This is a genomic window from Caulobacter sp. BK020 (genome assembly GCF_004342605.1).
In the GTDB taxonomy this organism is placed as follows: Bacteria; Pseudomonadota; Alphaproteobacteria; order Caulobacterales; family Caulobacteraceae; genus Caulobacter.
In genome coordinates, this window is sequence record NZ_SLZL01000003.1 from 356,803 (window position 1) to 380,498 (window position 23,696).

18 protein-coding genes and 1 tRNA gene are annotated in these 23,696 nt (G+C 70.0%); 12 read left to right on the forward strand and 7 right to left on the reverse strand.

The features are described 5' to 3' along the window. Nucleotides 1-31 precede the first annotated feature (31 nt). From EV278_RS05685 to EV278_RS05695, 3 genes are all read left to right on the forward strand, one after another. Nucleotides 32-1,249, forward strand: a complete 1,218-nt coding sequence (locus EV278_RS05685) for an O-antigen ligase (RefSeq protein ID WP_132087899.1) — start codon at nucleotides 32-34, stop codon at nucleotides 1,247-1,249. Between the two features lie 111 nt (nucleotides 1,250-1,360). After that, nucleotides 1,361-1,720, forward strand: a complete 360-nt coding sequence (locus tag EV278_RS05690) for a DUF1304 domain-containing protein (RefSeq protein WP_132087798.1) — start codon at nucleotides 1,361-1,363, stop codon at nucleotides 1,718-1,720. Between the two features lie 79 nt (nucleotides 1,721-1,799). Beyond that, complete coding sequence (locus EV278_RS05695; protein WP_132087801.1) at nucleotides 1,800-2,489, forward strand: heme-binding beta-barrel domain-containing protein; 690 nt, start codon at nucleotides 1,800-1,802, stop codon at nucleotides 2,487-2,489. A gap of 119 nt (nucleotides 2,490-2,608) precedes the next feature. Here EV278_RS05695 and EV278_RS05700 read toward each other — a convergent pair whose 3' ends face one another. Genes EV278_RS05700 through EV278_RS05715 form a run of 4 tightly spaced genes read right to left on the reverse strand, consistent with a single transcriptional unit; the run spans nucleotide 2,609 to nucleotide 7,286 of the window. Then, a complete protein-coding gene (locus EV278_RS05700; protein ID WP_132087804.1) occupies nucleotides 2,609-3,382 on the reverse strand; it encodes a polysaccharide deacetylase family protein in 774 nt (257 codons plus the stop codon). Then, on the reverse strand, nucleotides 3,382-4,323 hold the full coding sequence (locus EV278_RS05705; protein WP_132087807.1) for a glycosyltransferase family A protein: 942 nt from the start codon (nucleotides 4,321-4,323) through the stop codon (nucleotides 3,382-3,384). Before EV278_RS05705 ends, EV278_RS05700 begins: the two co-directional genes overlap by 1 nt. Continuing rightward, nucleotides 4,320-5,762: a lipopolysaccharide biosynthesis protein gene (locus EV278_RS05710; protein ID WP_132087810.1), complete on the reverse strand. Its 1,443-nt coding sequence runs from the start codon at nucleotides 5,760-5,762 to the stop codon at nucleotides 4,320-4,322. Before EV278_RS05710 ends, EV278_RS05705 begins: the two co-directional genes overlap by 4 nt. Nucleotides 5,763-5,771: 9 nt before the next feature. After that, the gene (locus tag EV278_RS05715; RefSeq protein WP_132087813.1) at nucleotides 5,772-7,286 is read right to left on the reverse strand and encodes an exopolysaccharide biosynthesis polyprenyl glycosylphosphotransferase; all 1,515 of its coding nucleotides are present in this window, start codon (nucleotides 7,284-7,286) and stop codon (nucleotides 5,772-5,774) included. A gap of 132 nt (nucleotides 7,287-7,418) precedes the next feature. On the opposite strand from EV278_RS05715, the gene EV278_RS05720 reads away from it, so the two are divergent. The 6 genes from EV278_RS05720 to EV278_RS05745 all read left to right on the forward strand — a co-directional run bounded on the left by EV278_RS05720 (nucleotide 7,419) and on the right by EV278_RS05745 (nucleotide 15,741). Further along, nucleotides 7,419-7,509: transfer RNA gene (locus EV278_RS05720), tRNA-Ser, on the forward strand. A gap of 585 nt (nucleotides 7,510-8,094) precedes the next feature. Continuing rightward, nucleotides 8,095-9,078 carry a substrate-binding domain-containing protein gene (locus tag EV278_RS05725; protein ID WP_132087902.1) on the forward strand — a complete coding sequence of 328 codons (984 nt, stop codon included), beginning with the start codon at nucleotides 8,095-8,097 and terminating at the stop codon, nucleotides 9,076-9,078. A 309-nt stretch (nucleotides 9,079-9,387) separates the two neighbouring features. Continuing rightward, nucleotides 9,388-11,691: a TonB-dependent receptor gene (locus EV278_RS05730; protein ID WP_243692100.1), complete on the forward strand. Its 2,304-nt coding sequence runs from the start codon at nucleotides 9,388-9,390 to the stop codon at nucleotides 11,689-11,691. A gap of 80 nt (nucleotides 11,692-11,771) precedes the next feature. Continuing rightward, on the forward strand, nucleotides 11,772-13,604 hold the full coding sequence (locus EV278_RS05735) for an alpha-amylase family glycosyl hydrolase (protein ID WP_132087816.1): 1,833 nt from the start codon (nucleotides 11,772-11,774) through the stop codon (nucleotides 13,602-13,604). Further along, complete coding sequence (locus EV278_RS05740; protein WP_132087819.1) at nucleotides 13,601-14,491, forward strand: ROK family protein; 891 nt, start codon at nucleotides 13,601-13,603, stop codon at nucleotides 14,489-14,491. The genes EV278_RS05735 and EV278_RS05740 overlap by 4 nt, the downstream gene beginning before the upstream one ends. A 41-nt stretch (nucleotides 14,492-14,532) precedes the next feature. Then, nucleotides 14,533-15,741 carry an MFS transporter gene (locus EV278_RS05745; RefSeq protein ID WP_132087822.1) on the forward strand — a complete coding sequence of 403 codons (1,209 nt, stop codon included), beginning with the start codon at nucleotides 14,533-14,535 and terminating at the stop codon, nucleotides 15,739-15,741. A 164-nt stretch (nucleotides 15,742-15,905) separates the two neighbouring features. On the opposite strand, the gene EV278_RS05750 is transcribed toward EV278_RS05745, so the two are convergent. Both EV278_RS05750 and EV278_RS05755 read right to left on the reverse strand, forming a co-directional pair. Beyond that, nucleotides 15,906-17,108 (reverse strand): HAMP domain-containing sensor histidine kinase, encoded by a 1,203-nt coding sequence (locus tag EV278_RS05750; RefSeq protein ID WP_132087825.1) that lies wholly within the window; start codon nucleotides 17,106-17,108, stop codon nucleotides 15,906-15,908. Continuing rightward, the gene (locus EV278_RS05755) at nucleotides 17,098-17,658 is read right to left on the reverse strand and encodes a response regulator (RefSeq protein WP_243692090.1); all 561 of its coding nucleotides are present in this window, start codon (nucleotides 17,656-17,658) and stop codon (nucleotides 17,098-17,100) included. Before EV278_RS05755 ends, EV278_RS05750 begins: the two co-directional genes overlap by 11 nt. Before the next feature lie 117 nt (nucleotides 17,659-17,775). On the opposite strand from EV278_RS05755, the gene EV278_RS05760 reads away from it, so the two are divergent. From EV278_RS05760 to EV278_RS05770, 3 genes are read left to right on the forward strand one after another with little or no spacing between them, the layout of a single operon-like run. Next, nucleotides 17,776-19,077, forward strand: coding sequence for an HlyD family efflux transporter periplasmic adaptor subunit (locus EV278_RS05760; protein ID WP_243692091.1), 1,302 nt, complete (start codon nucleotides 17,776-17,778; stop codon nucleotides 19,075-19,077). Next, entirely contained in the window at nucleotides 19,074-19,760 is a 687-nt protein-coding gene (locus EV278_RS05765) for an ABC transporter ATP-binding protein (protein ID WP_132087831.1), read from the forward strand. Before EV278_RS05760 ends, EV278_RS05765 begins: the two co-directional genes overlap by 4 nt. 8 nt (nucleotides 19,761-19,768) lie before the next feature. Further along, nucleotides 19,769-22,222, forward strand: a complete 2,454-nt coding sequence (locus EV278_RS05770) for an ABC transporter permease (RefSeq protein ID WP_132087834.1) — start codon at nucleotides 19,769-19,771, stop codon at nucleotides 22,220-22,222. Here EV278_RS05770 and EV278_RS05775 read toward each other — a convergent pair. Then, nucleotides 22,219-23,688: a glycoside hydrolase gene (locus EV278_RS05775; protein ID WP_243692092.1), complete on the reverse strand. Its 1,470-nt coding sequence runs from the start codon at nucleotides 23,686-23,688 to the stop codon at nucleotides 22,219-22,221. The genes EV278_RS05770 and EV278_RS05775 overlap by 4 nt on opposite strands. Between the last annotated feature and the right edge of the window lie 8 nt (nucleotides 23,689-23,696).

Genomic DNA, 23,696 nt, shown 5'->3' on the forward strand with positions numbered 1-23,696 from the left:
TGGCGCGGCCCCCGTCGCGCCAGCCCGGCTGATGTTCTCGCAAATCGTGCTGTTTGGCCTGGCCGTCTTCGCCTTGCTGGTCTTCAGCGGCGGCTGGGAGCTGCCGGCGGTCGGCGAGAACGCGACCGAGAGCGGCTCGGCCATCCTGCGCCTGGGCTATCTGCCCGCCTACGCCGCGGGCTTCGCCCTGATCGCCCTGCGGCCGGGCGCGAGCCTGCGGGTGTTGGTCCGCCAGCCCTTCCTGCTCGTCCTGCTGACGATCGCCGTCGCCTCGATGTTCTGGTCGGTGAACCCCGACCAGACGGTGCGGCGCTGTTTCGCCCTGGTCTGCACCACCCTGGGCGGCGTGGCCCTGGCGGCGCGGTTCCGCTGGCCGCAGCTGGCCGAGGTGATGGGCGCGGCCTTCGCGCTGCTGATCGTCGCCTGTTTCGTGGTCTGCCTGGCCGTGCCGCGCATCGGGGTGATGACCGAGCTGTTCCCCGGCGCCTGGCGTGGCCTGTGGCGCGAGAAGAACGGCCTGGGCGGTCTCATGGCGTTTGGTTTCTGCATCCTGTCGGCGGCGGCCCTGCTCAATCCCCGGCGCGCCCGGCTGTGGTGGGCCTTCGCGGGGCTGGCGGTGGTGCTGGTGCTGATGTCGACCTCCAAGACCTCCCTGGTCTCGCTGGTGTTGGGCGCCGGGGCCCTCGGCTTCGTGGTGGTGGCCCGCCGCGGCCCGGCCGTCGGCGCGGCGGCCACCTGGGCGGGTGTGACCGGCGTCGTCTTGCTGGTCGCCTTCTCCCTGTTCGCCGCGGACGTGTTCTTCGCCATCCTCGGCAAGGACGCCACCCTGACCGGCCGCACCAAGATCTGGAGCGCGGTGATGCGTGAGATCGAGGACCGTCCCTGGCAGGGCTATGGCTACTCCGCCGTATGGGGCGACAAGAGCGGCTGGGGCCCGTTCGCCTGGATCAGCAAGAACGCCGGCTTCCAGGCCCAGCACGCCCACAACAGCTGGCTGGAGCAGTGGCTGGGCCTGGGCCTTGTGGGTCTGATCGCCTGGGGGCTGTTCTACCTGCAGACCATGACTCTGGCCGTGATCGCCGTGTACCGCGACCGCGGCGGCGGCCTCCTGGCCTTCCCGTTCCTAGTCGTCTACAGCTTGGTGTCCCTGACCGAGAGCATCGCGGTCGTCTACAACGATTTTCGCTGGGTGCTGTTCGTGGCCTTCGCCGCCAAGCTGGCCTTCCCGGACCGCGAGGTCGAGCGGTAGCGAGTCGGGGACTAGCGAGTCGGGGACGCACACTCACCCCAAGATCTCGGCTAGCCTTGCATGAGCTTTGCCGTGAGTGTGTGTCCCCATCTCTGCCCCGAAGGAATCCGCATGCTGCTGGCCGCCCAGATCGTCACCGGGATCGTCGCCCTGATCCACGTCTACATCGTGCTGCTGGAGACGGTGCTGTTCGACACCCGGGGCAAGCGGGTGTTCGGCCTGACCGACGCGGCGGCGGCGATCGTCAAGCCGGCCCTGTCCAACCAGGGCTGCTACAACGGCTTCCTGGTCGCGGCCCTGGCGCTGGGGCTGTTCTGGCCCGACGACGTGACGGCCAAGGCGTTCGCTTTCTATGGCCTGGCCTGCGTGGCCGTGGCCGGCGTCTGGGGCGGCCTGACCGTCAAGCGCTCGATCCTGCTGATCCAGACCCTGCCGGCCGTGGCGGCATTGGCGCTGTGGTGGATGGTCTAGGCGCTTTCCTCCCCAAGGCGGGGTTGACGCCCCGGGCCATCCCGCTAGAGCCAGTGCCCGAGCTTGGCCCGAGGACCCGATGATCGATTTCTCCGAAGACATCTTCAGCGAACCCGAGGACGTGGATCCGGACACCCTGGCCAATCTGGGGCCGCTGCGGCCGCTGGCCGGCGTCTGGGAAGGACGCAAGGGCGTCGACCTGAACCCGAAGGCCGACGGACCCGAGCGGCGCGACTATCTCGAACGCATCGAGATGCAGCCCATCGACCCCCAGGCCAACGGGCCGCAGCTGCTCTACGGCCTGCGCTACCACGTCCATATCGTCGCCTCCGACGAGGACACCACCTTCCATGACCAGGTCGGCTATTGGCTGTGGGAGCCCGCGACAGGACTGATCATGCAGACCCTGGCCATCCCGCGCGGCCAGGTGGCGCTGGCCAGCGGCCGGGCGACGCCGGACGGTTCCGGCCTGGTCGTCCGGGCCGAGCGGGGCGGCCCCGGCTACGGGATCTGTTCGACCGACTTCCTGGAATGGGCGTTCCGCACCGATTCCTACGAGCTGGAGGTGGGCTTCGGCGCCGACGGCGGCTGGTCCTATGTGTCGACCACCATGCTCCAGGTGCGCGGCCGGACCGCGCCGTTCCGCCACGTCGACCGCAACACCCTGACCAAGGTCGCCGAGCCGCGGCCCAATCCCTCGGCGCGGATCGCGGCGGGCCAGGCGACCCTGGCCGAGGCGCATGGCTTCGTAACGATGGACGCCGTCTAGGCTGAAAACCCCCTCAGTCGGCTTCGCCGACAGCTCCCCCAGAGGGGGAGCAGCTCGCGTGGCGTTGCTCCTCCCCCGTGGCGGAGGTGGCCCGAAGGGCCGGAGGAGGCCTGCCGCTCCTAAAGCCCGATCCGCCGCGCGCCCTCGGCCACGGTCACGACGTCGAACCCCGCCGTCAGGGCGCTGTCGACCAGGCGTTCCAGGGCTGCGGTCGTGCAGCCCCACGGCGACGGCTGGGGCGAGACGTCGTGGGTGTAGAGGATCAGCCAGGCCTTGCGCCGGTGGGCCTTGTCCAGCCAGTCCAGGGCGACCTGCTCGCCGTCCGCGCCCTCGATGCCGACCGCCGGGGCCTGGTTGAGGTCGGCGCCGTCGGCGATCAGGCCATGGTGCAAGGCGCGCAGGGTCTTGAAGCGTCCGGCCAGGGCGGTCTTGGCCGGGGCGGCGACGTCGCCATAGGGATAGGCGAAGCTGACCGGCTCGCCCGTTCCCCACTCGGCCAGATGCCGGGCGTTGAGGTCGATGTCGGCCAGGGTCTCGTCGCGCGAGGCCTGGCCGCAGTCCAGGTGCGAGAAGGTGTGGCAGGCGATCTCGTGGCCGGCGGCGTGCAGGCGGGCGGCGTCGGCGCCGGTGGCGAAGCGGCCCATCGGCCCCTCGCGCCCGGTCAGGCCGGCGGCGAAATAATAGGTGCCGCGCAGGCCGCGGGCCTCCAGCACCTGGGCGCCGGCCTCGCAGGCGGTGGCCGGGGCGTCGTCGAAGCTGAACGACACCATCGGCCGCTCCAGCTTCACGCGGGCGGGACGGCGGTGGGCCAGGCGGATCAGCCGGCGGCGGACCTTGCCCTTCAGGCTGCGGTCGGGCTCGTAGGCGTCGACCTTCTCGAACGAGGTTTGCATCAGACGGCGTCCGAATAGAGCGCGGCGCGGTAGAGCCGCAGGGCGAGGGCGCGGAGCGGCGTCGGGGCCGCCTCGTTGAGGCCAAAGGCCTTGAGCATGGGCCGCCAGGTCCCGCGCAGCGGCAGGGACTTCAGGGTCTTGGCCATCTTGTAGCTGGGATAGCCGCTGACCACCTCGCGGTGGCCGGCCACCACCCGGGCGAAGTTGGCCGCCGACTGCTCGTACTTGGCGGCCAGGGTCGGGGCGGTGTCGAGGCCCAGGTGGGTGGCCGAATTGTCGATGTGCAGGATCGGGTGGCGCTGGGCCACGCGCATGGCCCACTCGACGTCCTCCCAACCCCAGCCGGCGAAGTTTTCATCGAACCCGATGGTTTCGAAGACGTCTCGGCGAACCAGCAGGTTGGAGGTGAAGACGTGCTTCTCCGGCTCCTTGGCCCGCTCGGGGGCGGGGACGCAGTCGCTTTTCAGCGCCATGGACCGGTGCAGCTCGTGCTCGGGGCGGCGCGGGGTCTGGTCCAGGGTGAAACCGCCGAAGGCCACGGGCGTATCGTCGGCCGCGACCGCCGCCCAGCGGGCCAGGAAGCCGATCGGGTCGGGCAGCATGTCGCTGTCGAGGAACAGCAGGTGGCGGCCCCGGGCGTGCCGGGCCAGGCGGTTGCGGCCCTTAGCGCGTCCCTCGTTGGATGACAGGGCGATCAGCCGGGCCGGCAGCTTCAGCTTCTCGATCCGCGCCGCCATGCGTCGGGTCAGGGCCGCGTCGCCGCCGCCGTCGTCCAGCAGCACGATCTCGGCGTCGGCGCCCGGCTCGTCCAGGGCCTTGAGCAGGGCGCTGGGGTCGTCGCGATAGGTCGGGATCAGCACCGACAGGCGCGGCGCGGCGTCCTGCTGGGCCAAGGCCGCCCAGGCGGCGTTATCGGTCAGGGTCTCGGTCACGACGGTCATGCGGGCTTCTGTCGGCGTTGCAGGATGTCCAGGGCCCGGCCGCGCACGCCGCCCGCGTCGAGCGCCAGCGCCGCGACGCCATAGACCACGGCGCCGGCGGAGGCCTTCAGGATCAGCTCGACCACGCCGCCGAAGGCCGGCACGGCCAGCACGGCGGCGGTCATCAGGGCGCAGGCCAGGCCGGAGCGGGCCAGCGCCGCCCACGGCACCGGCAGGGGGCAGGCCCGGCGGCCCAGAAGCGCCGCGCCGACCGCCCCGACGCCGTAGCTGGCGGCGGTCGCCCACAGGGCCCCGTCCAGGCCGAAGCGCGGGATCAGGGCCAGGTTCAGGACCACGTTGGCTCCGGCCGGAATGGCCATGCACGCGATCAGCAACAGGGTCTTCTTGCCCAGGGTGAAGGCCTGCAGCAGGTAGTAGGTCGTCACGCCTGACAGCCATCCGGCCACGGCGATCCACGGCACGACATGGCCGGCGCCGACGCTGAGGTCGGCGCCGGCCATCACCTGGGCCAGCGGCCGGCCGACCAGGGCCAGGCCGACGGCGGCCGGCAGGGTCAGCAGCACCATGAAGCCGGCCTGCTCGTGGGCGGCGTCCTTCAGGGCTGGATGGCCGCCGCGCTCCAGCGCCGCGACCAGGGCCGGCCCGCCGGCCATGCCCAGCCAGATGAACACCACATCCAGGGTCCGCGAGCCCAGCGAATAGCCGGCGTGATAGACGCCCACCGCCTGCTCGTTCAGGAAGGCGGCCAGCAGGAACCGGTCGGTGGTCGACAGCACCAGGGCCAGGACCAGCGACAGGGCCACCGGCACGCCATAGGCGGCGTAGGTCTTGGCCAGGGCCGGATCATAGCGGCCGCCCGTGGTGCGGCGCAGCTCGGCCGGCAGCACGAACACCAGGCACAGCAGCGAGATCGCCCCCATGCCCAGCAGCGGCGCGGCGCCACCCAGCCCGACCAGGGCCAGGACCAGGCCCAGCAGGAAGCCGCCGACGGTCTGGACGACGTCCAGCAAGGCTGCGCCCGACACCTCGCCGGCCGCGCGGCGGCGTTCCTGCGACAGCTTGGCCAGGCTCTTGACCACCGCCCCGGCGAAGGCGGCGGCGACGGCGACCTTCATCGGGGCCGACAGGGGCGCGAAACGCAGCACGCCGGCGGCGACGACCGGCACGGCCATGGCCAGGCCGAACCACAGGCGGTAGAGGGTGGCGAAATGGTCGGGCAGGCGGCCGTCGGCGTCTTGCCGGGCGTGGAAGCGCGCCATCGCCGCTTCCGTCCAGGTCAGCAGGATGGTCTGGGTCAGGCTGAGGGCCGAGAAGGCCAGGGCGTAAACGCCATATTGCTCGGGCGTCAGGACCCGGGTGAACAGGACGATGGTGAGCAGGCCCACCACGCCCTGGGCGATGTTGACCGGCAGATATCCGAGTACGCCACGCCAGAACATGTTTGGTCCTCAGCGCACCGCCGACCGGTCCCCGAGCAGGCAGGGGATGGTCATGGCGATGATGTAGAGATCCAGCCAGAACGACTGGCGCTCGATATATTCAATGTCCAGCGCCACGCGCTCCTGCACCTGCTCGGCGGTGTCGACCGGCCCGCGCGAGCCGTTGATCGCCGCCCAGCCGGTGACGCCGGGCTTCATGCGGTGACGGTGGGCGTAGCGGGCGACCAGGGTCTCGGACTCCACCTCGCCGCTCTTCATGCCGATGGCGTGGGGGCGGGGGCCGACCATCGACATCTCGCCGCGCAGCACGTTGAACAGCTGGGGCAGCTCGTCCAGGCTGGTCTTGCGGATGAACCGGCCGACCTTGGTGACGCGGTCGTCGCCGGCGGTGACCTGGCGGGCGGCCTTGGCGTCGGCGGCCTCGTGGCGCATCGAGCGGAACTTCCAGACCAGGATCGCCTCGTTGTTGAAACCGTGGCGGCGTTGGCGGAAGAAGACCGGGCCAGGAGTGTCCAGCTTGATGGCCACGGCGATCAGCAGCATCACCGGGGCGGCGACCAGCAGGCCCAGCGAGCCGATCACCAGGTCCTGGACGCGCTTGACCAAGGCCCGGCGGGCGTCGGTGGCCGCGCCCGACAGGTCGACGAAATGAGCCAGGGAGGCGTTGCGCTGGGTGTCGCGGTTCAGGTCGACGAACAGGCTGACGGGGTTGGGCAGCACCTCCAGGCGCTCGACCAGCTGGTCGACGCGGGCCTCGGCGGCGGCGCTCACCGCGATGATCACCCGGTCGACGAAGGGCATGATGCGGTGGCCGATCAGGGCGCCGGTGTCGCCCAGCACGGGCACGCCCAGCACCTGGGGCGGAGCGCGGTCGGCGCGGTCGTCGAACACGCCCAGCACGTTGACGTCGCCGGTGGCCAGGGCCGCGCGGATGAAGTGCTCGGCGTTGGCGGTGGCGCCCACCACCACCACGTTCGGCGTCAGGCGGCCCTCGCGACGGCCGTGGTCGACGACCCGCCACCAGGCCACGTGCAGTCCGGCGGCGGTCGCGGCCAGCGCCGCGACCCAGCCGGCCGCCAGGGCGACGTCCGCCTGGCCCCGCCCGAAGGCCAGGGTCGCCAGCGCCACCACCACCGCCACGGCGCCGAAGGCGGCCGACACCCGCAGGGCCTGGCGGCCCAGGGTCTCGCGACGGTGGAAGGTGTAGGCCTCCAGCATATAGAGGGCGGGCAGCAGGGCCAGGGCGCCCAGGATCATCGGCGCATAGACCTCAGGGGCTGGGCGGGCGATCGCGATCGCGGCGGCGGTGACCCCGGCGAAGGCCAGGCCGTCGACCACGCGGAACAGCCGCGACAGGCTGCGCACCTGCATCCGGGCCCGGGCCGGAACCAGCCGTCCCGGACGGAACGGTCCGCGCCGGCCCTTGGCCTGGGCCGAGTCGTCGCCGATCACGACACCGGACGCCGTCGGGCCGTCGATCGCGATGGCCGCCTTGAGTTCCGTATGTGCGATAGCAGACGACATAGAGTTCAGACCCCCTTGTAGAACGGGGTTCAACCTAGCCCTGCGGTCTGAGCTTCGCGTTAACGCGGATTTTTCGAGACAGCGCGTTGTCATGCCGCCGCGAACAGGCTATCGAACCGCTCCCTCTCAGGAGGAGACGTGGCCGAGAGGCTGAAGGCACCGCTTTGCTAAAGCGGCATACCTCAAAAGGGTATCGAGGGTTCGAATCCCTCCGTCTCCGCCAAATTTTCTAAATCATTGAATTTATTTACGAAATCGATGAGTTCGATTTTCGACGCGGGGCAGCTAATGTCTGGAGCGCGCGTCCCCATGATGTCCCGCCGCTCGGTAAATTCATGAAATTTATGGATAAAACGTAATCGCGTCGTGGGCGTCATAAGGTTGTGATGTTTTAGCCAAGCTTTGCACAACAGGCCGTCGCACCGAAAGTTTCGTAGGTAGGAACTGGGGTAGGGAGCGCCGGCCCGAGGGTCCGAAGAGGAAAACGGACATCTTCGCCATCCGAGAGCCACGACGATAGGATTGGCCCTTCGCCGCTCACGTCCCAGGACTTGCGTGGCGGCTGGTCGTCATCGACCGTGCGGAGCTGGCGTTCGACCCCCGTCTTGCACATATGCTCGATGTCGAGACGAGCTTCCGCGACCGGCGACGTTTGGCGCGTCCTGAAGGATGCGAAGCTCATCGCCTCAGCGCAAGGCGTCGAAAACCGATTTGACGGCTGGCGCGCCAGTTCCCCTCCGGGTTGGCGGCCGGCTATGCTGGCGTCATGAACGCCCCAGATTCCTCCGAGCCGATCCGTCGCCTGAAGATGGCTGACATCGCCAGCATGGTCGGTGTCTCGACCTCGACGGTTTCGCGCGCCCTGGCCGGCAATCCGGTCATCCCGCAGGCCCTGCGCGAGCGGATCGAGGAAATCGCCCGCGAGAGCGGCTATGTGGTTAACCAACAGGCGAGGGGGCTGCGCATGCAGCGCACCCACGTCATCAATGTCGCCATTCCGCTCGGTCACGAATCCGGCCAGCTGATCTCCGACCCCTTCTTTCTCGAGATGATTGGCCGCTTGGCCGACGAGATCACCGCCCGCGGCTATGAGCTGCTGCTGTCCAAGGTCGCCGCGCCGGAAGCCGGCTGGCTTGAGCGAATGGCGCGCTCGCAGCGCGTCGACGGGGTGCTGGTGATCGGTCAGAGCGACCAGCACGACGCCCTCAACGCTGCGGCCGAGTGGTACGGGCCCCTGGTCGTCTGGGGCGGCGCGGCCGAGGGCGCGCGTTACTGCACGGTCGGCGTCGACAACTTCGCTGGCGGGCGGATGGCCACCGAGCATCTCCTGGCCCTGGGGCGCCGGCGCATCGCTTTTCTTGGCCCGCCGCAGGCGCCGGAAGTCGCCCTGCGTTACGAAGGTTATCGGGAGGCCCTGGCTGCGGCGGGCGTCGCCTATGATCCCACCCTGACCGCGACCACCCATTTCACCCTCAGCGATCCGAGCGAGGGCGTTCGCCGCCTGATCGACGAGGGGGTGTCCTTCGACGCGGTCTTCGCCGCCTCCGACCTGATCGGGCTGGAATCGGTGCGTATCCTGGCGGCGGAAGGCCTTGAGGTTCCGAGCACGGTGTCGGTCGTCGGCTTTGACGACATCGCCCTGGCGCGGCAATCGGTTCCGGCGTTGACCACGATCCGGCAAAACCTCGCCGAGGGTGCGGCGCGGATGGTTGACCTGTTGTTCCGGCGCATGGCGGGCGACCTGGCGCCGTCGGCCATGATGCAACCCAGCCTAATCGTTCGCCAGACCTGACGAGACCCGACTCCGATTGCCGGACCATTTTTCTACGCAATCGATTGCGAATATTCTTGCAACCGATTGCGTAATCCAGTCTATTCCCCCTGCAGAGGCGGCCGGAGAGCCGCTTTGGGAGACGCGGCGCAAGCGCGCCCAGGGGAAGGGAACAAGGAAATGGTCCGTAAGACGGTTTTGCTCGCCAGTGTCGCGACCTTGCTGGGATCAGCCGGAACGGCCTGGGCCCAGCAGGCCCCCGCCGCCGAGACTGATCCTTTGGCGCTGGACGCCATCGTGGTGACGGCCTCGCCCGGCGGGGCCACCAAGATGAGTTCGTCGGTCTCGGTCAGTTCGATTTCGGCGGAGCAGATCGCCGCCCAGGCGCCGCGATCGACCGCCGAGATCTTCCGCGGCCTGCCGGGCATCCGTTCGGAATCGACGGGCGGCGAGGGCAACGCCAACATCGCCGTGCGCGGCCTGCCGGTGGCCTCCGGCGGCGCCAAGTTCCTGCAGCTGCAGGAAGACGGTCTGCCGGTCATGGAGTTCGGCGACATCGCGTTCGGCAACGCCGACATCTTCCTGCGCGCCGACCAGAACGTCTCGCGCATCGAGTCGGTGCGCGGCGGGTCGGCCTCGACCTTCGCCTCGAACTCGCCGGGCGGGGTGATCAACTTCATCAGCAAGACCGGCGAGACCGAAGGCGGGGCGATCGCCCTGACCAAGGGGCTGGGCTACGATCACACGCGGCTCGATTTCGACTACGGCGCGCCGATCAACGACACGCTGCGCTTCCATGTCGGCGGCTTCTATCGGGAGGGCGAGGGCGCGCGCCGGTCCGGCTACACCTCCGAGAAGGGCGGCCAGATCAAGGCCAACCTGACCAAGGAGTTCGAAAACGGCTTCGTTCGCCTGCACGCCAAGTATCTGAATGATCGGGCGGTCGGCTACCTGCCCATGCCGACCCGCGTCACCGGCTCGAACCGTGATCCCGCCATCGGCTCCTTCGCCGGCTTCGACATCGGCCGCGACGACATCCAGTCGGTGTTCCTGGCGACCAATCCGGGCCTGGACGGCGATGGCAACCGCCGGATCAGCAAGGTCTCCGACGGCATGCATCCCGACAGCCTGCAATTTGGGGCGGAAGCCAAGTTCGACCTTGGCGGCGGCTGGAAGATCGAGGACCACTTCAAGGTCGCCAAGACCTCCGGCCGGTTCGTCGCCCCTTTCCCCGCGGAAGTGACCTCGGCCCAGACCCTGGCCACCGAGGTCGGCGGAACCGGCGCGACCCTGCGCTACGCCAACGGGCCGAACGCCGGCCAAGCCATCGCCTCGCCCTCCAGCCTGAACGGCAACGGCCTGGCCATGCGGGTCCACATGTTCGACGTCGAGATCAACGATTTTGGCAACGCCATGAACGACTTGAAGCTGTCGCGAACGTTCGAGGCGGGCGGACTGGGCTCGATCGACGTGACCGTCGGCTACTACAAGTCGCGCCAGACCATCGCCATGGACTGGCTGTGGAACACCTTCCTGATGGAGGTTAAGGGCGACAACGCCGCGCTGCTCGACGTCTATGACGGCGCGGGAACCAAGCTGACCCAGGCCGGCCTGGCCGCCTACGGCGTGCCCTATTGGGGCAACTGCTGCACGCGACGTTACGACGTCACCTACGACATCGATGCGCCCTATCTGAGCCTTTCGACCCGCGTCGGCGATCTCAGCCTCAACGCCAGCCTGCGCCGCGACGAAGGCAAGGCCCGGGGGGGCTACGCCGCGGCCAAGCAGGCCACGGTCGACGTCAACGGCGACGGGGTGATCCAGACCGTCGAGCAGAGCGTGTCGGTGGTCGACAACGCCAACACTTCGCCGGTGAACTACGACTGGGGCTATACCTCCTGGTCGCTGGGCGCCAACTATCAGCTCAATCCGGATCTGGCCCTGTTCGCCCGCGCCAGCCGCGGCGGCCGGGCCAACGCCGACCGCCTGCTGTTTGGCAAGGTCCAGGCCGACGGCTCGGTGACCAAGGAAGACGCTGTCGACATGGTCGACCAGGTCGAGGGCGGGGTGAAATTCCGTCGCAACGGTTTTGGCCTGTTCGCCACCGCCTTCTGGGCCAAGACCCAGGAGCAGAATTTCGAGGCCACCAGCCAGAAGTTCTTTGACCGGGTCTACAAGGCCAAGGGCGTTGAGCTGGAGGCCAGCTATCGCATCGGCGGCTTCTCGGTCACGGGCGGCGCGACCTATACCGACGCGGTCATCGACAAGGACGCCCTCAACCCCGCCGTCGTCGGCAACACCCCGCGCCGTCAGGCCAAGTGGCTCTATCAGTTCGCCCCGACCTGGCGGTTCGGCGACAAGGCGACGATCGGCGCCAGCGTGATCGGCACCACCAAGGCCTACGCCCAGGATGAGAACCTGCTGGCGTTCCCAGGCTACGCCCAGGTCAACGCCTTCGCTGAATACAACATCGTCGAGGGGCTGTCGGTGTCGGTCAACGCCAACAACCTCTTCGACAAGGTCGGGCTGACCGAGGCCGAGGAGGGTGCGATCACGGCCGGTTCGGTCAACGCCATTCGTGCGCGGTCGATCAACGGCCGGACGGTCACCGCCACACTTCGCTACGCCTTCTAGCCTGCCCCCTGTCCGCCGGGCGTCCCCTGCTGCGCCCGGCGGATTTTTTCGTGCCTCCCGTCTTGTCGAGTTTTCCGTCCATGACCCTTCCAGCTCCCCAAGGCGCGGACGCCGCGTTCGGCGAGACGATCGCCGAGCGGCTTGCCGTCCATTGGCCGCGTTTCGAGGCCCGCCTGAAGACGGTCTATGGCGATCGCGAGGACTGGGTCGAACTGGCCGCGGACTTGCGCGCCCGCGTGGAGGCGGCCGCATACGCGCGACCCGAGCCGCTTCGCGCCCTCGACGCCGAACGCGAGGCCGCTCCCGCCTGGCTGTCGCAACCGGGGCAGAGCGTCTACACCTTCTATGTGGATCGGTTCGCCGGGACGCTGGCCGGTGTGCGCGATCGGCTCGGCTATCTGGAAGACCTGGGCGTACGCTGGCTGCATCCTCTGCCTTTGCTGGCCGCCCGCGAAGGCGATAGCGACGGCGGTTTCGCCGTGGCCGACTACCGGCGCGTCGAGCCGCGCCTGGGGAGCATGGAGGACCTGCGCGACCTGGCCGACGACCTGCGCGGGCGCGGGATGGGGCTGATCCTCGACGTGGTCTGCAACCACACCGCTCGCGAACACGCTTGGGCCGAGCGCGCCCGGGCCGGGGATCGGGCCTATCGCGACTACTACATCACGGTTTCCGAAGCGGAGGCCCGCGATCGCGACGCCGAACTGATCGACGTCTTTCCAGACACCGCGCCGGGCAGCTTCACGCCGGACGCCGAGATGGGCGGCCAAGTCTGGACGACCTTCTATCCTTTCCAATGGGATCTCAACTACGCCAATCCGGCCGTCTTCGCCGAGATGCTCGATGTCCTGGTGTTCCTGGCGGGGCAGGGGGTGCAGGGTTTCCGGCTCGACAGCGCGCCCTTCCTCTGGAAGGCGAAGGGCACGACCTGCCGAAATCTGCCCCAGGCCTACGCCATCGTTGAAGCCTGGCGCGCCGCCCTGTCCATTATCGCCCCGTCGGTAGTGCTCGTCGCCGAGGCCATCGAGAGCCTGGCCGATGTCCTGCCGTTCTTCGGCCACGATGGTCCAGGCTGCGACCTGGCCTACAACAACGTTGTGATGACCGCCCTGTGGGGCGCGCTGGCCGACCAGGACGCGGCGGTGGTCCGCCGGTGCCTGGCCGCGGCGTTGGACAAGCCCTCACGCGCGGCGTGGCTGAACTATGTGCGCTGCCACGACGACGTGATCTGGAACGCCTTGGCGGACTATGCGCCGCGCGAGGATCTGCGCCGGTGGTCTGACTTCTATGGCGGCGGCGCGGGCTTTTCGCACGGCCGAGCGTTCCAGACCGCGCCGGGCGGCGTTCCGTCGACCAACGGCATGGCCGCATCGCTGGCCGGCCTGGCGCCCGGCGAAGGACCGCAGACGCCGGGCGCGGCGCGCCTGCGCCTGCTTTACGGAATTCTCCATGCCCTCGACGGCTGGCCGTTGGTCTATATGGGCGACGAGATCGCCCTGGGCGACGACGTTCACTACCGCGACGATCCGCTGCGCGCCGGCGATGGGCGCTGGCTGCACCGACCCTTGATGGATTGGGATCGGGCGCAGGCGCGGCATGACGCGGACGGCCTGCCTGGTGCGACGTTCGCCGACTTTCGGCAACTGGGCCGGGCGGCGCGTGAACTTGCGGCGCAGGGCGTGCGCGGACCGTCCGTTCCGATTGATCTCGGCGTGGGGGCGGCCTTGGCGTTTTCGCGCGTCGAAGGCGCGCCATTTCTTTGTGTCGCCAACCTGTCCGACCACGAGATAGCAGCCGGCCTGCCAGAACCGTTCGCCGGCCCCTGCATGGATCTGCTGTCGGGTAGTTCGCGATCCGGGCCGACGGTCGAGCTGCCGCCCTACGGCCTCGTCTGGCTGAAGGCGGCGCGATGACCCGTGTTGCGGCGATCGAGCTTGGTGGAACCAAGGTCCTGGTGGCTTTCGGCGGCGGGCCGGACGACCTGTCTGCCCCGATCCGGATCCCGACAACGACGCCGGAGGAGACCCTGGTGGCCGTGCGCGCGGTGCTGGAAGCCGAGCGCGGCGGCTTCGACGCGATCGGGATCGCCAGTTTCGGGCCGGTTCGCGTCGACCGCGAGGCCCCCGACTGGGGTTCGGTCGTGACCACGCCCAAGCCCGGCTGGAGCCACACGCCGATCGTCGCGCCCCTGGTCGAGCTGTTCGACGTTCCCGTGGGTTTCGACACTGACGTGAACGGCGCCGCGCTGGCCGAAGGCCGCTGGGGCGCGACACGAGGCCTGACGGATCATGCCTACATCACCGTCGGAACTGGCGTGGGCGCGGGCCTGATCATCGGCGGACGGCCCGTACACGGCGTCCTCCATCCAGAGGTCGGCCACCTGCTTGTGCGCCGCGACCCAATCCGCGACCCGTTCGCCGGAGCCTGCCCCTTCCATGGCGACTGCGTGGAGGGGTTGATCAGCGGCCCGGCCCTGGCGGCGCGTCTCGGGCGGCCGGCGGAAACCGCGACCGACAGCGATGCAGTCTGGGATCTCGCGGCCGACTATCTCGCCCAGCTGGTCATGAGCCTGACCCTCGCGGCGTCGCCGCGCCGCGTGGTGGTCGGCGGCGGCGCCGTCAGGCCGGTCGTTCTGGCCAAGGCGCGCGACATCCTTCATCGCCGGCTCGGCGGCTATCTGCGGAGCCTCGCCGAACGGCCGGCCCTCGACGCCTATCTCGTCGCGCCCGGCCTCGGCGGCCTGTCGGGCCTGCTTGGCGCGGTGGCGCTGGGTCAAGGCGCGGTCCGGCGACAAGCTTGAGACCGGCGTCGTAAGTAAGAACCAGGGGGAGGAGCAAGGCGATGACGAACGAGAAAGGCGCGGCCGCGAGCCATGGGCTGATCAAGCTCATGACCTTCCTGATGTTCATGATGTTCGCCATGACCACCGACGCGGTGGGCGTGATCATTCCGGAGATCATCAGGACCTACGGCCTCGACCTGAAGGCCGCCGGCGCCTTCCACTACGCGACCATGAGCGGCATCGCGCTCAGCGCGCTCTTCCTGGGCTTTCTGGCCGACAGCTTGGGGCGCAAGGCGACGATCGTGCTCGGTCTGGCCGTGTTCGCCGGCGCGACCCTGGCCTTCGGGGTGACGCGGGAGTTTCCGGTGTTCGTCGGCCTGCTGTTCGTCTCCGGCGTGGCGATCGGCCTCTTCAAGACCGGGGCGCTGGCCTTGATCGGCGACATCAGCGGCTCCGCCCGCGAGCACACCAGCACGATGAACGCCGTAGAGGGTTTCTTCGGCGTCGGGGCTATCATCGGTCCGGCGATCGTGGCGGCCCTGCTGGCGGGCGGGATTGCGTGGAAATGGCTCTATGTGATCGCTGGCGGCCTCTGCCTGGCTCTGATGGTCGCGGCCCTGGCGGTCCGTTATCCGACGGCGCGGCGGGCGAGCGAGAAGGTGACCGTCAGGGCGCTCGTCGGCGCGATCCGCGATCCGCACCTTCTCGGTTTCAGCTTCGCGATCATGCTCTATGTGGGCGTCGAGACGGCCATCTATGTCTGGATGCCGACGCTGCTGGCCGGCTACGCCGGGCCGGGCGCGGTCCTGGCGCCCGCCGCCCTGCCGATCTTCTTCGTGCTGCGGGCCAGCGGACGCTTCTTTGGCGCCTGGCTGCTGTCGCGGATGGACTGGACGGCGGTTCTGGCGGTCTGCACGGGCGGCATACTGGCCTGCTTTGGAGGCGCGCTGATCGGCGGCCGGGGGAGCGCGGCGCTGCTCCTGCCGCTGTCGGGTTTCTTCATGTCGGTGCTCTATCCGACCTTGAACTCCAAGGGCATCAGCGGCTTTCCGAAGGCCGAGCATGGCGCGGCGGCGGGCGTGATCCTGTTCTTCACCTGTGTGAGCGCGGTGCTCTCGCCCTTGGCGATGGGCGCGGTGAGCGACCTCTTCGGCGATCCGGTCTTCGGCTTTGGCCTGGCGTGCGTCTTCGCGGCCGTGCTCGCGACCGGGGCCGTGTGGAATTGGCGCACGGACCCAGCCGCGGCGCGACTGTCCCTGCAAGACTAGGCTCCCGCAAGACTGGGCTCTGGGCGCCGGAAGCGGACCTGGCGGGCGGCGGTTTGGAACATGCGGAGGAAGCTATCTGGCATGCCGCGCGAGCGGACCTTCACGCTGGAACAACGAGCTGAAGGCGAAGCCCAGATCAAGGCCACACGGACGGCAGCTCGCCCTCAAGCCGGGACCGTCAGGCAAAACCGTGCGCCGGCGAGCGCGGCGTCGGCGTCGGAGGCGGCCAGCAGGGTCAGCGCGCCGCCGTGGCCCTGGGCGATCTGGCGGGCCAGGCTCAGCCCGACGCCCGATCCGGTCGCCTTGGTGGTGAAGAACGGCAGGCACACCTGGTCGGCGTGGTCTGGCGGCACGCCCGGCCCGGAATCCTCGACCACGAAGCGGATGTCGCCCTCGACCTGCTGCACGCCCAGGCGGACGCGGGGGGCGGGATGCTCCAGGGCCGCTTCGGCCGCGTTGTTGAGCAGGTTGCCGATCGCCAGCCACATCTGGTCGGCGTCGATGCGGATCTCGACGGCCGGCGGCGGCGGGCAGTCCAGCGCCACGCCTCGGGCGGTCCACTGCGCCAGGAAGCTCTCCCGCGCCACGTCCAGCCAGGCGGCGAGGTCGACGACGCGGGGCGTCGGCGGCGGCAGGCGGGTCAGGGTGCGGTAGGCGTCGATGAAGTCCCGCAGGCCTTCGGTGCGGGCCACGGCCCGTTCCAGCGCCGAAATCGCCTGGTGGGTGGCGGCTGGGCCGCCGTCGCGCAGCAGGTCCAGGGCGCTGCGGCTCATGGAGGCCACCGGGGTCAGGGCGTTCATCAGCTCGTGGTTCAGCACCCGCAGCAGGTCGCGCAGCGCCGCGGCCTCGGCGGCGCGGACGTCGGCGGTCATGTCGGTCAGCACGACCAGGTCGGCCTGGCCCGCCTCGTCGACGATCTCGGCGCGGCTCACCGCATAGCTGGCGTCGCGCCAGCGCACGGGCGAGGCCAAGTCGGACAGCGACCGGCCGCCGGTCAGGGCCAGGCGGGCGGCGTCCGACAGCCGGTGCGGCGTGTCGAACGCCCGGCGCGCGGCGCGGTTGGCGGCGATGATCTGGTCATCCCCCGCGCCCAGCAGGATCGGCGAGGGGGTCTGGTCCAGCAGCAGCTCCAGCCGCCGGCGGTTCAGCTCGGCCGCGAAGCCGCTTCCGGCCTGGACCGGAACCAGCCGCGCGGCGCGCCAGGCGCCCAGCTTCTGGACCAGGTCCAGGGCCAGGGCGGCCCCGGCCAGGGCGCAGAGCAGCGCCGTCGCGTACAGTCCATGGGTCACCGACAGCCAGGCCAGGACACCGAGCGCGAAGATCGACGCCTGGGCCAGCAGGCGCAGGGCCAAGGCCTTAGAGCCCATGCTTCTCCATCCTGCGATAGAGGGCCGCGCGGGTCAGGCCCAGGTCCCTGGCCGCCTGCGAGACGTTGAACTGGCGGCGGGTCAACGCCGCCTGGATCAGCGCCTTTTCCGAGCGTTCGAGGTTCAGGTCCTGGGGCGGCAGGTTGGCCGGCACGCGCCGGGGCGTGTCGATGGCCGCCCGCACCGAGGCCAGCAGGCGCTCGTTGTTCCATGGCTTGACCACGAAGTCCTGGGCGCCCAGCCGCATCGCCTGCACGGCGACGGCCATGCCGGAATGGCCGGTCACCACGACCACCGGCAGGTCAGGCCGGGCCGCCAGACGCTTTTCGAGGAAGGCCAGACCCGCCTCGCCGGTGGTGTCGCCTCGGCGGAAGTTGAGGTCCAGCAGCAGCACATCGACGGGCTCCCGGTCGAGGCGCCCATGCGCGGCCTCGGGCGTCTCGACGCCCACGAAATCGAACCCGCCGCGCACCAGGATCAGCTCGGCCGACGCCAGGATGTCGGGGTCGTCGTCGAGGAAAAGCGCGCACGGGCGACCAGCGTCGGACATGTTCGGAATCGGACACATTGGCGATGTTATCGCGGCCGAGACTCACGCTTAAATGTCAATAAGTCAAATAAAACCAGCAACTTATTGAATTTGCGCGGTTCATATTAGCCTGGAAGCATGAGCAGGTTCGCCTCGAGTTCCACTACGGCCCCCGGCGGCATGGACCGCCGCATCGAACGACGCTGGCGGCCCACGCCCGCCCAGCTGTGGGCGACCGGCCTGGTGGCCCTGGCCGTCGCCGGTCTGCTGGCCTGGGGCCTGTCGCCGAAGGCCGGTACGGTGGATGTGGAGGCCGCGACCCTGTCATTCGGTGAGGTCGTCCGCGCGCCCTATCTGGACTATGCGCCGCTACGGGCCGAGGTCGCGCCGGCCGAAACCACCTTCATCGCCGCGGAAACGTCCGGCCGGGTCGAGGCCGTCCTGGCGGCCGACGGCGACCTGGTCGCGGCCGGGCAGGAACTGGCCCGTCTGTCCAATCCGCAGCTGAGCCTGGAGGTGACGGCGCGCGAGGCCGACATCGCCGCCCGGCTCAGCGACAACACCGGCCGGCTGATGAGCCTCAAGGGCGCGGAGGAGAGCCGCGAGCAGGCTCTGGCCGACACCGCCCACGCCCTGAGCCGGGCGCGGCAGGACCTGGATCGGCGGCAGGTCCTGCTGGCCAAGGCGATGCTGAGCCCCGCGGCCGTACAGCCCTATCTCGAGGAGGTCGACTATCAGAAGGAGCGCCTGGCCACCCTGCGGGCGGCGCAGCGTTCGGACGCGGCCTTCTATGCCGAGCAGCGCGCCCAGGCGGCCCGCAGCGCCCAGGACCTGCGGCGAAGCCTGGCCGAGACCCGCGCCGGCCGTTCGGCCCTGGTGGTCCGCGCCCCGACGGCCGGCCGGCTCACCGCGTTCGACCTCAAGCCTGGCCAGGCCGTGGCGATGGGGAGCGCGCTCGGCCAGGTGGACGCCGAAGGGGCCTACAAGCTGCGCGCCAAGCTGGACGAGTTCTATCTGCCCCGGCTGTCGGTCGGGCAGGGCGCCCAGGCCACGGTCCGCGACCATGCGGTCTCGGCCCGGGTGACCAAGGTGTTTCCGCAGGTCGCGGACGGGCGGGCGACGCTGGAGCTGGCGTTCGACGGCGCCGCGCCGGGCGGTCTGCGGCGCGGCGAGACCATCGACCTGCGCCTGTCGCTGGGACGGCCCCAGGCCGCGGTCGTCGCGCCGTCGGGCGCGTGGCTGAGCGACACGGGCGGGGCCTGGGCCTTCGTCGTGTCGGCCGACGGCCAGCGGGCCGAGCGGCGGGCGATCACCCTGGGCCGGCGAAACCCCGAGCAGGCCGAGGTGCTGAGCGGCCTCAAGCCGGGCGAGCGCATCGTCACCGCCGGCGCGCAGGACGTCGCCAAGGCCAAGGGTCTCCGGATCCGATCGAAGGGATGATCATGATCGAACTGCAGTCCATCTCCCGCCTCTATCGCTCGGACGAGATCGAGACCACGGCGCTTCACGGCATCTCGCTGTCGATCCGGCGCGGGGAGTTCGCGGCCGTGATGGGGCCGTCGGGATGCGGCAAGTCGACCTTGCTGAACATCCTCGGCGCGGTCGATCGGCCGACCTCGGGCCAGTACCTGTTCGAGGGCGTGGACCTGGCGAAGCAGAGCGAGGGGGGGCTGGCCCAGCACCGCGCCCGGCATCTGGGCTTCATCTTCCAGAGCTTCAACCTGGTCGACGACCTGACCATCGCCGAGAACATCGAGCTGGGCCTGATCTATCGCAAGGGCCGGCCGGGATCACGGCGGGCGCTGGTCGAGGCGGCCATGGACCGGGTGGGCATCGCCCACCGCGCCCGGCACTTTCCCCACCAGCTCTCGGGCGGACAGCAGCAGCGGGCGGCCATCGCCCGGGCGATCGTCGGCGAGCCCGACCTGATCCTGGCCGACGAGCCGACCGGCAACCTCGACACCGAGAACGGCGCCCAGGTCATGGACATCCTCAAGGGCCTGAACGCGGCCGGCGCCACGATCGTCATGGTCACCCACTCGCCCAGCCACGCCGACCAGGCCAGCCGGCGGATCGACATGCTGGACGGACGGCTGGTCGCCTCCGTCGCCCAGGCCCTGTGAGGCGCGCCGTGCTGCAATCGATCCTGGTCTCGTTCTGGCGGTCCTTCACCCGTCGCCCGCTCTACGCCGCGCTGAATCTGCTGGGCCTGAGCCTGGGCGTGGCCGTTTTCGTCACCCTCAGCCTGCTGCACCGCTTCGAGACCGGCTACGACAGCTGGACGCCCGAGCGCGAGAAGATCTACGCCGCCGGCATCGCCTTCAACATCCAGGGCATCGCGCCGGGCGTGCGGATCGGAGCCATGGGCGGGCTGCTGGACGAAATGAAGCTCGACTATCCCCAGGTGCGCGGCGTGCGCGACTGGAGCGGGGCGGCGGTGATCCACCGAGGCGCTACCGTCTCGAGCGAACAGATCGAACTGGTCGACGCCGATTTCCTGGCCTTCTTCCAGGTTCCGCTAGTCGTCGGCGACCGCGCCTCGGCTCTGCGTGATCCGGCCGGCCTGGTGCTGTCGGAGACCATGGCGCGCAAATATTTCGGGGCTCTCGACGTGATTGGCCGTCGCCTGGAGATCAGCGACATCGCCGGGCGCAACGCCTACACCGTCACGGCGGTGATCAAGGATCTGCCCAGGAACAGCAATCTGAAGCTGGACTTCGTGCGGCTGCTGACGCCACGCGATGTCGCGACGACGATGGGCGGCTGGCACGCATGGGGCAGCGTGATGCTGCAGACCTGGTTCAAGTTCGACGATCCGGCGGCGGTCCGCGCGCTGGAGGCCCAGTTGCCGGCCTTCGTCGACCGCCGGGTGGGCAAGGCGTTCGGGGACGCCGTCACGCCGCATGAGTTCCTCAGGCTGAGCTTCGTGCCGCTGAAGGACGTCCGCCTGATCGACCCCAAGCAGCGCGCGGCGATCGAGGCGCTGCGGCTGGTCGGATGGGTCGCCCTGGGCCTGGCCCTGATCAACTATGTGAACCTGGCGACCGCCCGCGCCGGACTGCGGGCCCGCGAGGTGGCGGTGCGCAAGGCGCTGGGGGGCGGGGCGGGCGTCCTGCGCGTGCAGTTCCTGGGCGAGGCCGCCCTGACCATCGCCCTGGCGTTCCTGGTCGGGCTGGCGATGGTGGAGCTGCTGCTGCCGCTGATCAACGCCGCGGGCGGCCTGTCGCTAGGGCTGGACTATCGCCTGGACGGCGCCTGGGTGGCGGGCGTCTTCGGCGTGGTGTTGGCGGCCGGGCTCCTGGCCGCGATCTATCCGGCCTTCATGCTGTCGGCCTACCAGCCCGCCGAGGTCCTGGCCTCGAGCCGCACGCCCGCCGGCGGACGGTTCGGCGTGCGGCTTCGCGAGGGTTTGATCGTGGTCCAATTCGCCGCCGTCGTGGCCGCTTTCGTGCTGATGCTCGGCTTTTTCGGCCAGGTCCGCCACATGCAGAGCGTCGACTTCGGCTTTAGGCGCGACGGGCTCTACCTCGTCAACGCCACGCGCGGCGTCGGCGTCACGCCGCAGCAGCGGCAGGCCTTCTGGGACGCGGTCCAACGTATCCCCGGCGTCACCGGCGTCGCGGCCAGCAGCGACGCACCGGCCGACCAGACGATCGATTCGAACTCGTCGGCCACGCGCCTCGACCGGCCCACGCGCCCCGAAGCCTCGCCGACGCTCAGCTGGACCGGGATCGGTCCAGGCTATTTCCAGACCTTGGGGACCCGCCTGGTCGCCGGGCGGCTGCTCGACCTTGCGCATGGCGGGGACGAGACGTACGTCCCTAAGCCGGACCTGGAAACGGTGACCAACGCCGTCATCAGTCGCGCGGCGGTGCGCCAGATGAGCTACGCCTCGCCCGAGGACGCCCTGGACAAGCTGGTCGATTTCCAGAACCGGAAGACCCGCATCGTCGGGGTCGTGGAGGACATGCGCTTCTACAGTCCCACCGAAAAGACACCGGCCAAGCTCTATACCTTCTACGGCTACCCAGCCTATTGGCCGACGGGCTGGCCCATCACCCTGGTGCGCTATTCGGGGCTGAGCGAGGCGGAGGTGCGGGCCCGGTTGGAAGCCGCCTGGCGTCAGGCCGCGCCGGACGTGCCGTTCGAGGGCAAGACCGCCCTGGTCAACCTTGACCGCTACTACAAGCCCCAGCGCGACCGCACGAACCTGTTCAGCCTGGGCGCCCTGGTTGGGGCGGGGATCGGCTGCATCGGGCTCTACGGCCTGGCGGCGTTCAACGCCTCGCGGCGGACGCGCGAGATCGGCGTGCGCAAGGTGCTGGGGGCGACCCGCGTCCAGGTGGCCCGGCTGCTGGTCGGCCAGTTCCTGCGTCCCGTGGCGGTCGCCTGCCTGGTCGCTTGGCCGCTGGCCTACTGGCTGCTGCGCCGCTGGCTGGCCCAGTTCGACGATCCGGTGGCGGTCGACCCGCTGGTCTTCGTCGCCGGCGCCGCAGCGGCCATCGCCATCGGCCTCCTGGCGGTGGGCGGCCTGGCCTGGTCGGCGGCCTCGGCGGAGCCGGGCAAGGCGCTACGGCATGATTAGCTCCGCCGCAGCACCAGGGTGACGATCGAGCGGGGCGGGGCGGTGGTTCCGGCGATCGGCTGCAGCCGGCGCGTCGCGTCGGTGACCACCATCCGGGCCGACCAGCCCGCCAGGGGGATGGTCAGCGCGCGCGGCGACAGCCCGCCGTTGACATGGACCAGCACCAGCTCGCCGCCGTCCGCCGACAGGGCGGCGACCGTGTCGATGTCGTCGACCGGCGTCAGCCGCCAGCCGGGGCGGATGTAGCGGCTGAAGTGCGCCATCGCGTGGTACTTGGCCGTGACATGGATGGCGTGCGGCCCCCCGGGAGGACCGCGCAGGTCGGCCTTGACCAGGCCCCAGTTCGAGCCCGGCTTGCCCTCGCGCGCGCTCAGGTCCTCGACCGCCTGCCAGAACACCCAGGCCGCCGGCTCCAGCCGCTTGAGGTCCATGACCACGTGCTCGGCGAAGGCCAGCGGCGAGTCCATGCCGTCCAGGCTCTCGGGGTCCTTGTCCAGCGGCGTGTCGTTCTCCGACATCCACAGCCGTATCCCCGAGGCCCGGGCCACGTCGCGCACGCCGGTCTGGTTGACGACGCCGTAGCTGTGGACGTTCAGCTGGCCGATGGCCGCGCGGGCCTCGTCCGGATAGGCCTCCCAGTCGGCCAGGAACAGGTGCGAATTGGTCTCGTCAGGCCCGCTGACCACCGTCTTCAGCCCCCGGGCGCGCAACGCCGCGGCGGAGGCGACGATCATGGTGGCCTGGCGGGCGGGCGACCAGTGGGCGCCCTCCTGGGTGTTGGCGGCGAACCAGTAGTCGGTGTTGGGCTCGTTGACCGGCGACAGGGTCCGGAAGGCGATCCCGTGGCGCCGCTGCAGTTCGTCGACGACGCGGGCCAGATAGGCGGCGAACAGAGGCTCCAGGCCGGGGCGCAGATTGTCGTCCGTGCCCTTTACCGCGCCCGACACCTTGCCGCTGACGGTCATGAACCAGGGCGGCGAGTTGGAGAAAGCCTCCAGGATCGGCTGGTCCACCCGGGCCTTGATGGCGTCCAGCCACCAGCGCTGGTTGGCGTCGGCCGACCAGTCCCACATCGACTCGTCCTCGGGGCGCCACCAGTCCTGGCCGGCGGCCCCGGCCGGCTGGCGCCAGAACCCCGGGACCGCCGCGCCTGTCCGCAGGTTGGGCGGAGCGCCCGGCTTGGCCCCGCCGCCGATATTGTAGCGCCCGATCGTCCAGCCCAGGCCGTCCGGACCGTAGAACAGGTCGGCCAGCCGCCGGCGTTCCGCCTCGGGCCAGCCGCCGGTGACGTTGGCGAACCAGGCCAGGGCCGTGCCCCAGCCCTCGAAGGCCGGACCCGCGCGATCGAGCGCCGGACGCAGCACGATCTCGACGGGCGGCGTCGGCGAGGGCGCGGCGCCAAGCGCCCTGGGGCCGATCGCCAGTCCGGCCAGAAGGCCGAAGATCCCGCGTCGCGACAACGCCATGAAGCCTC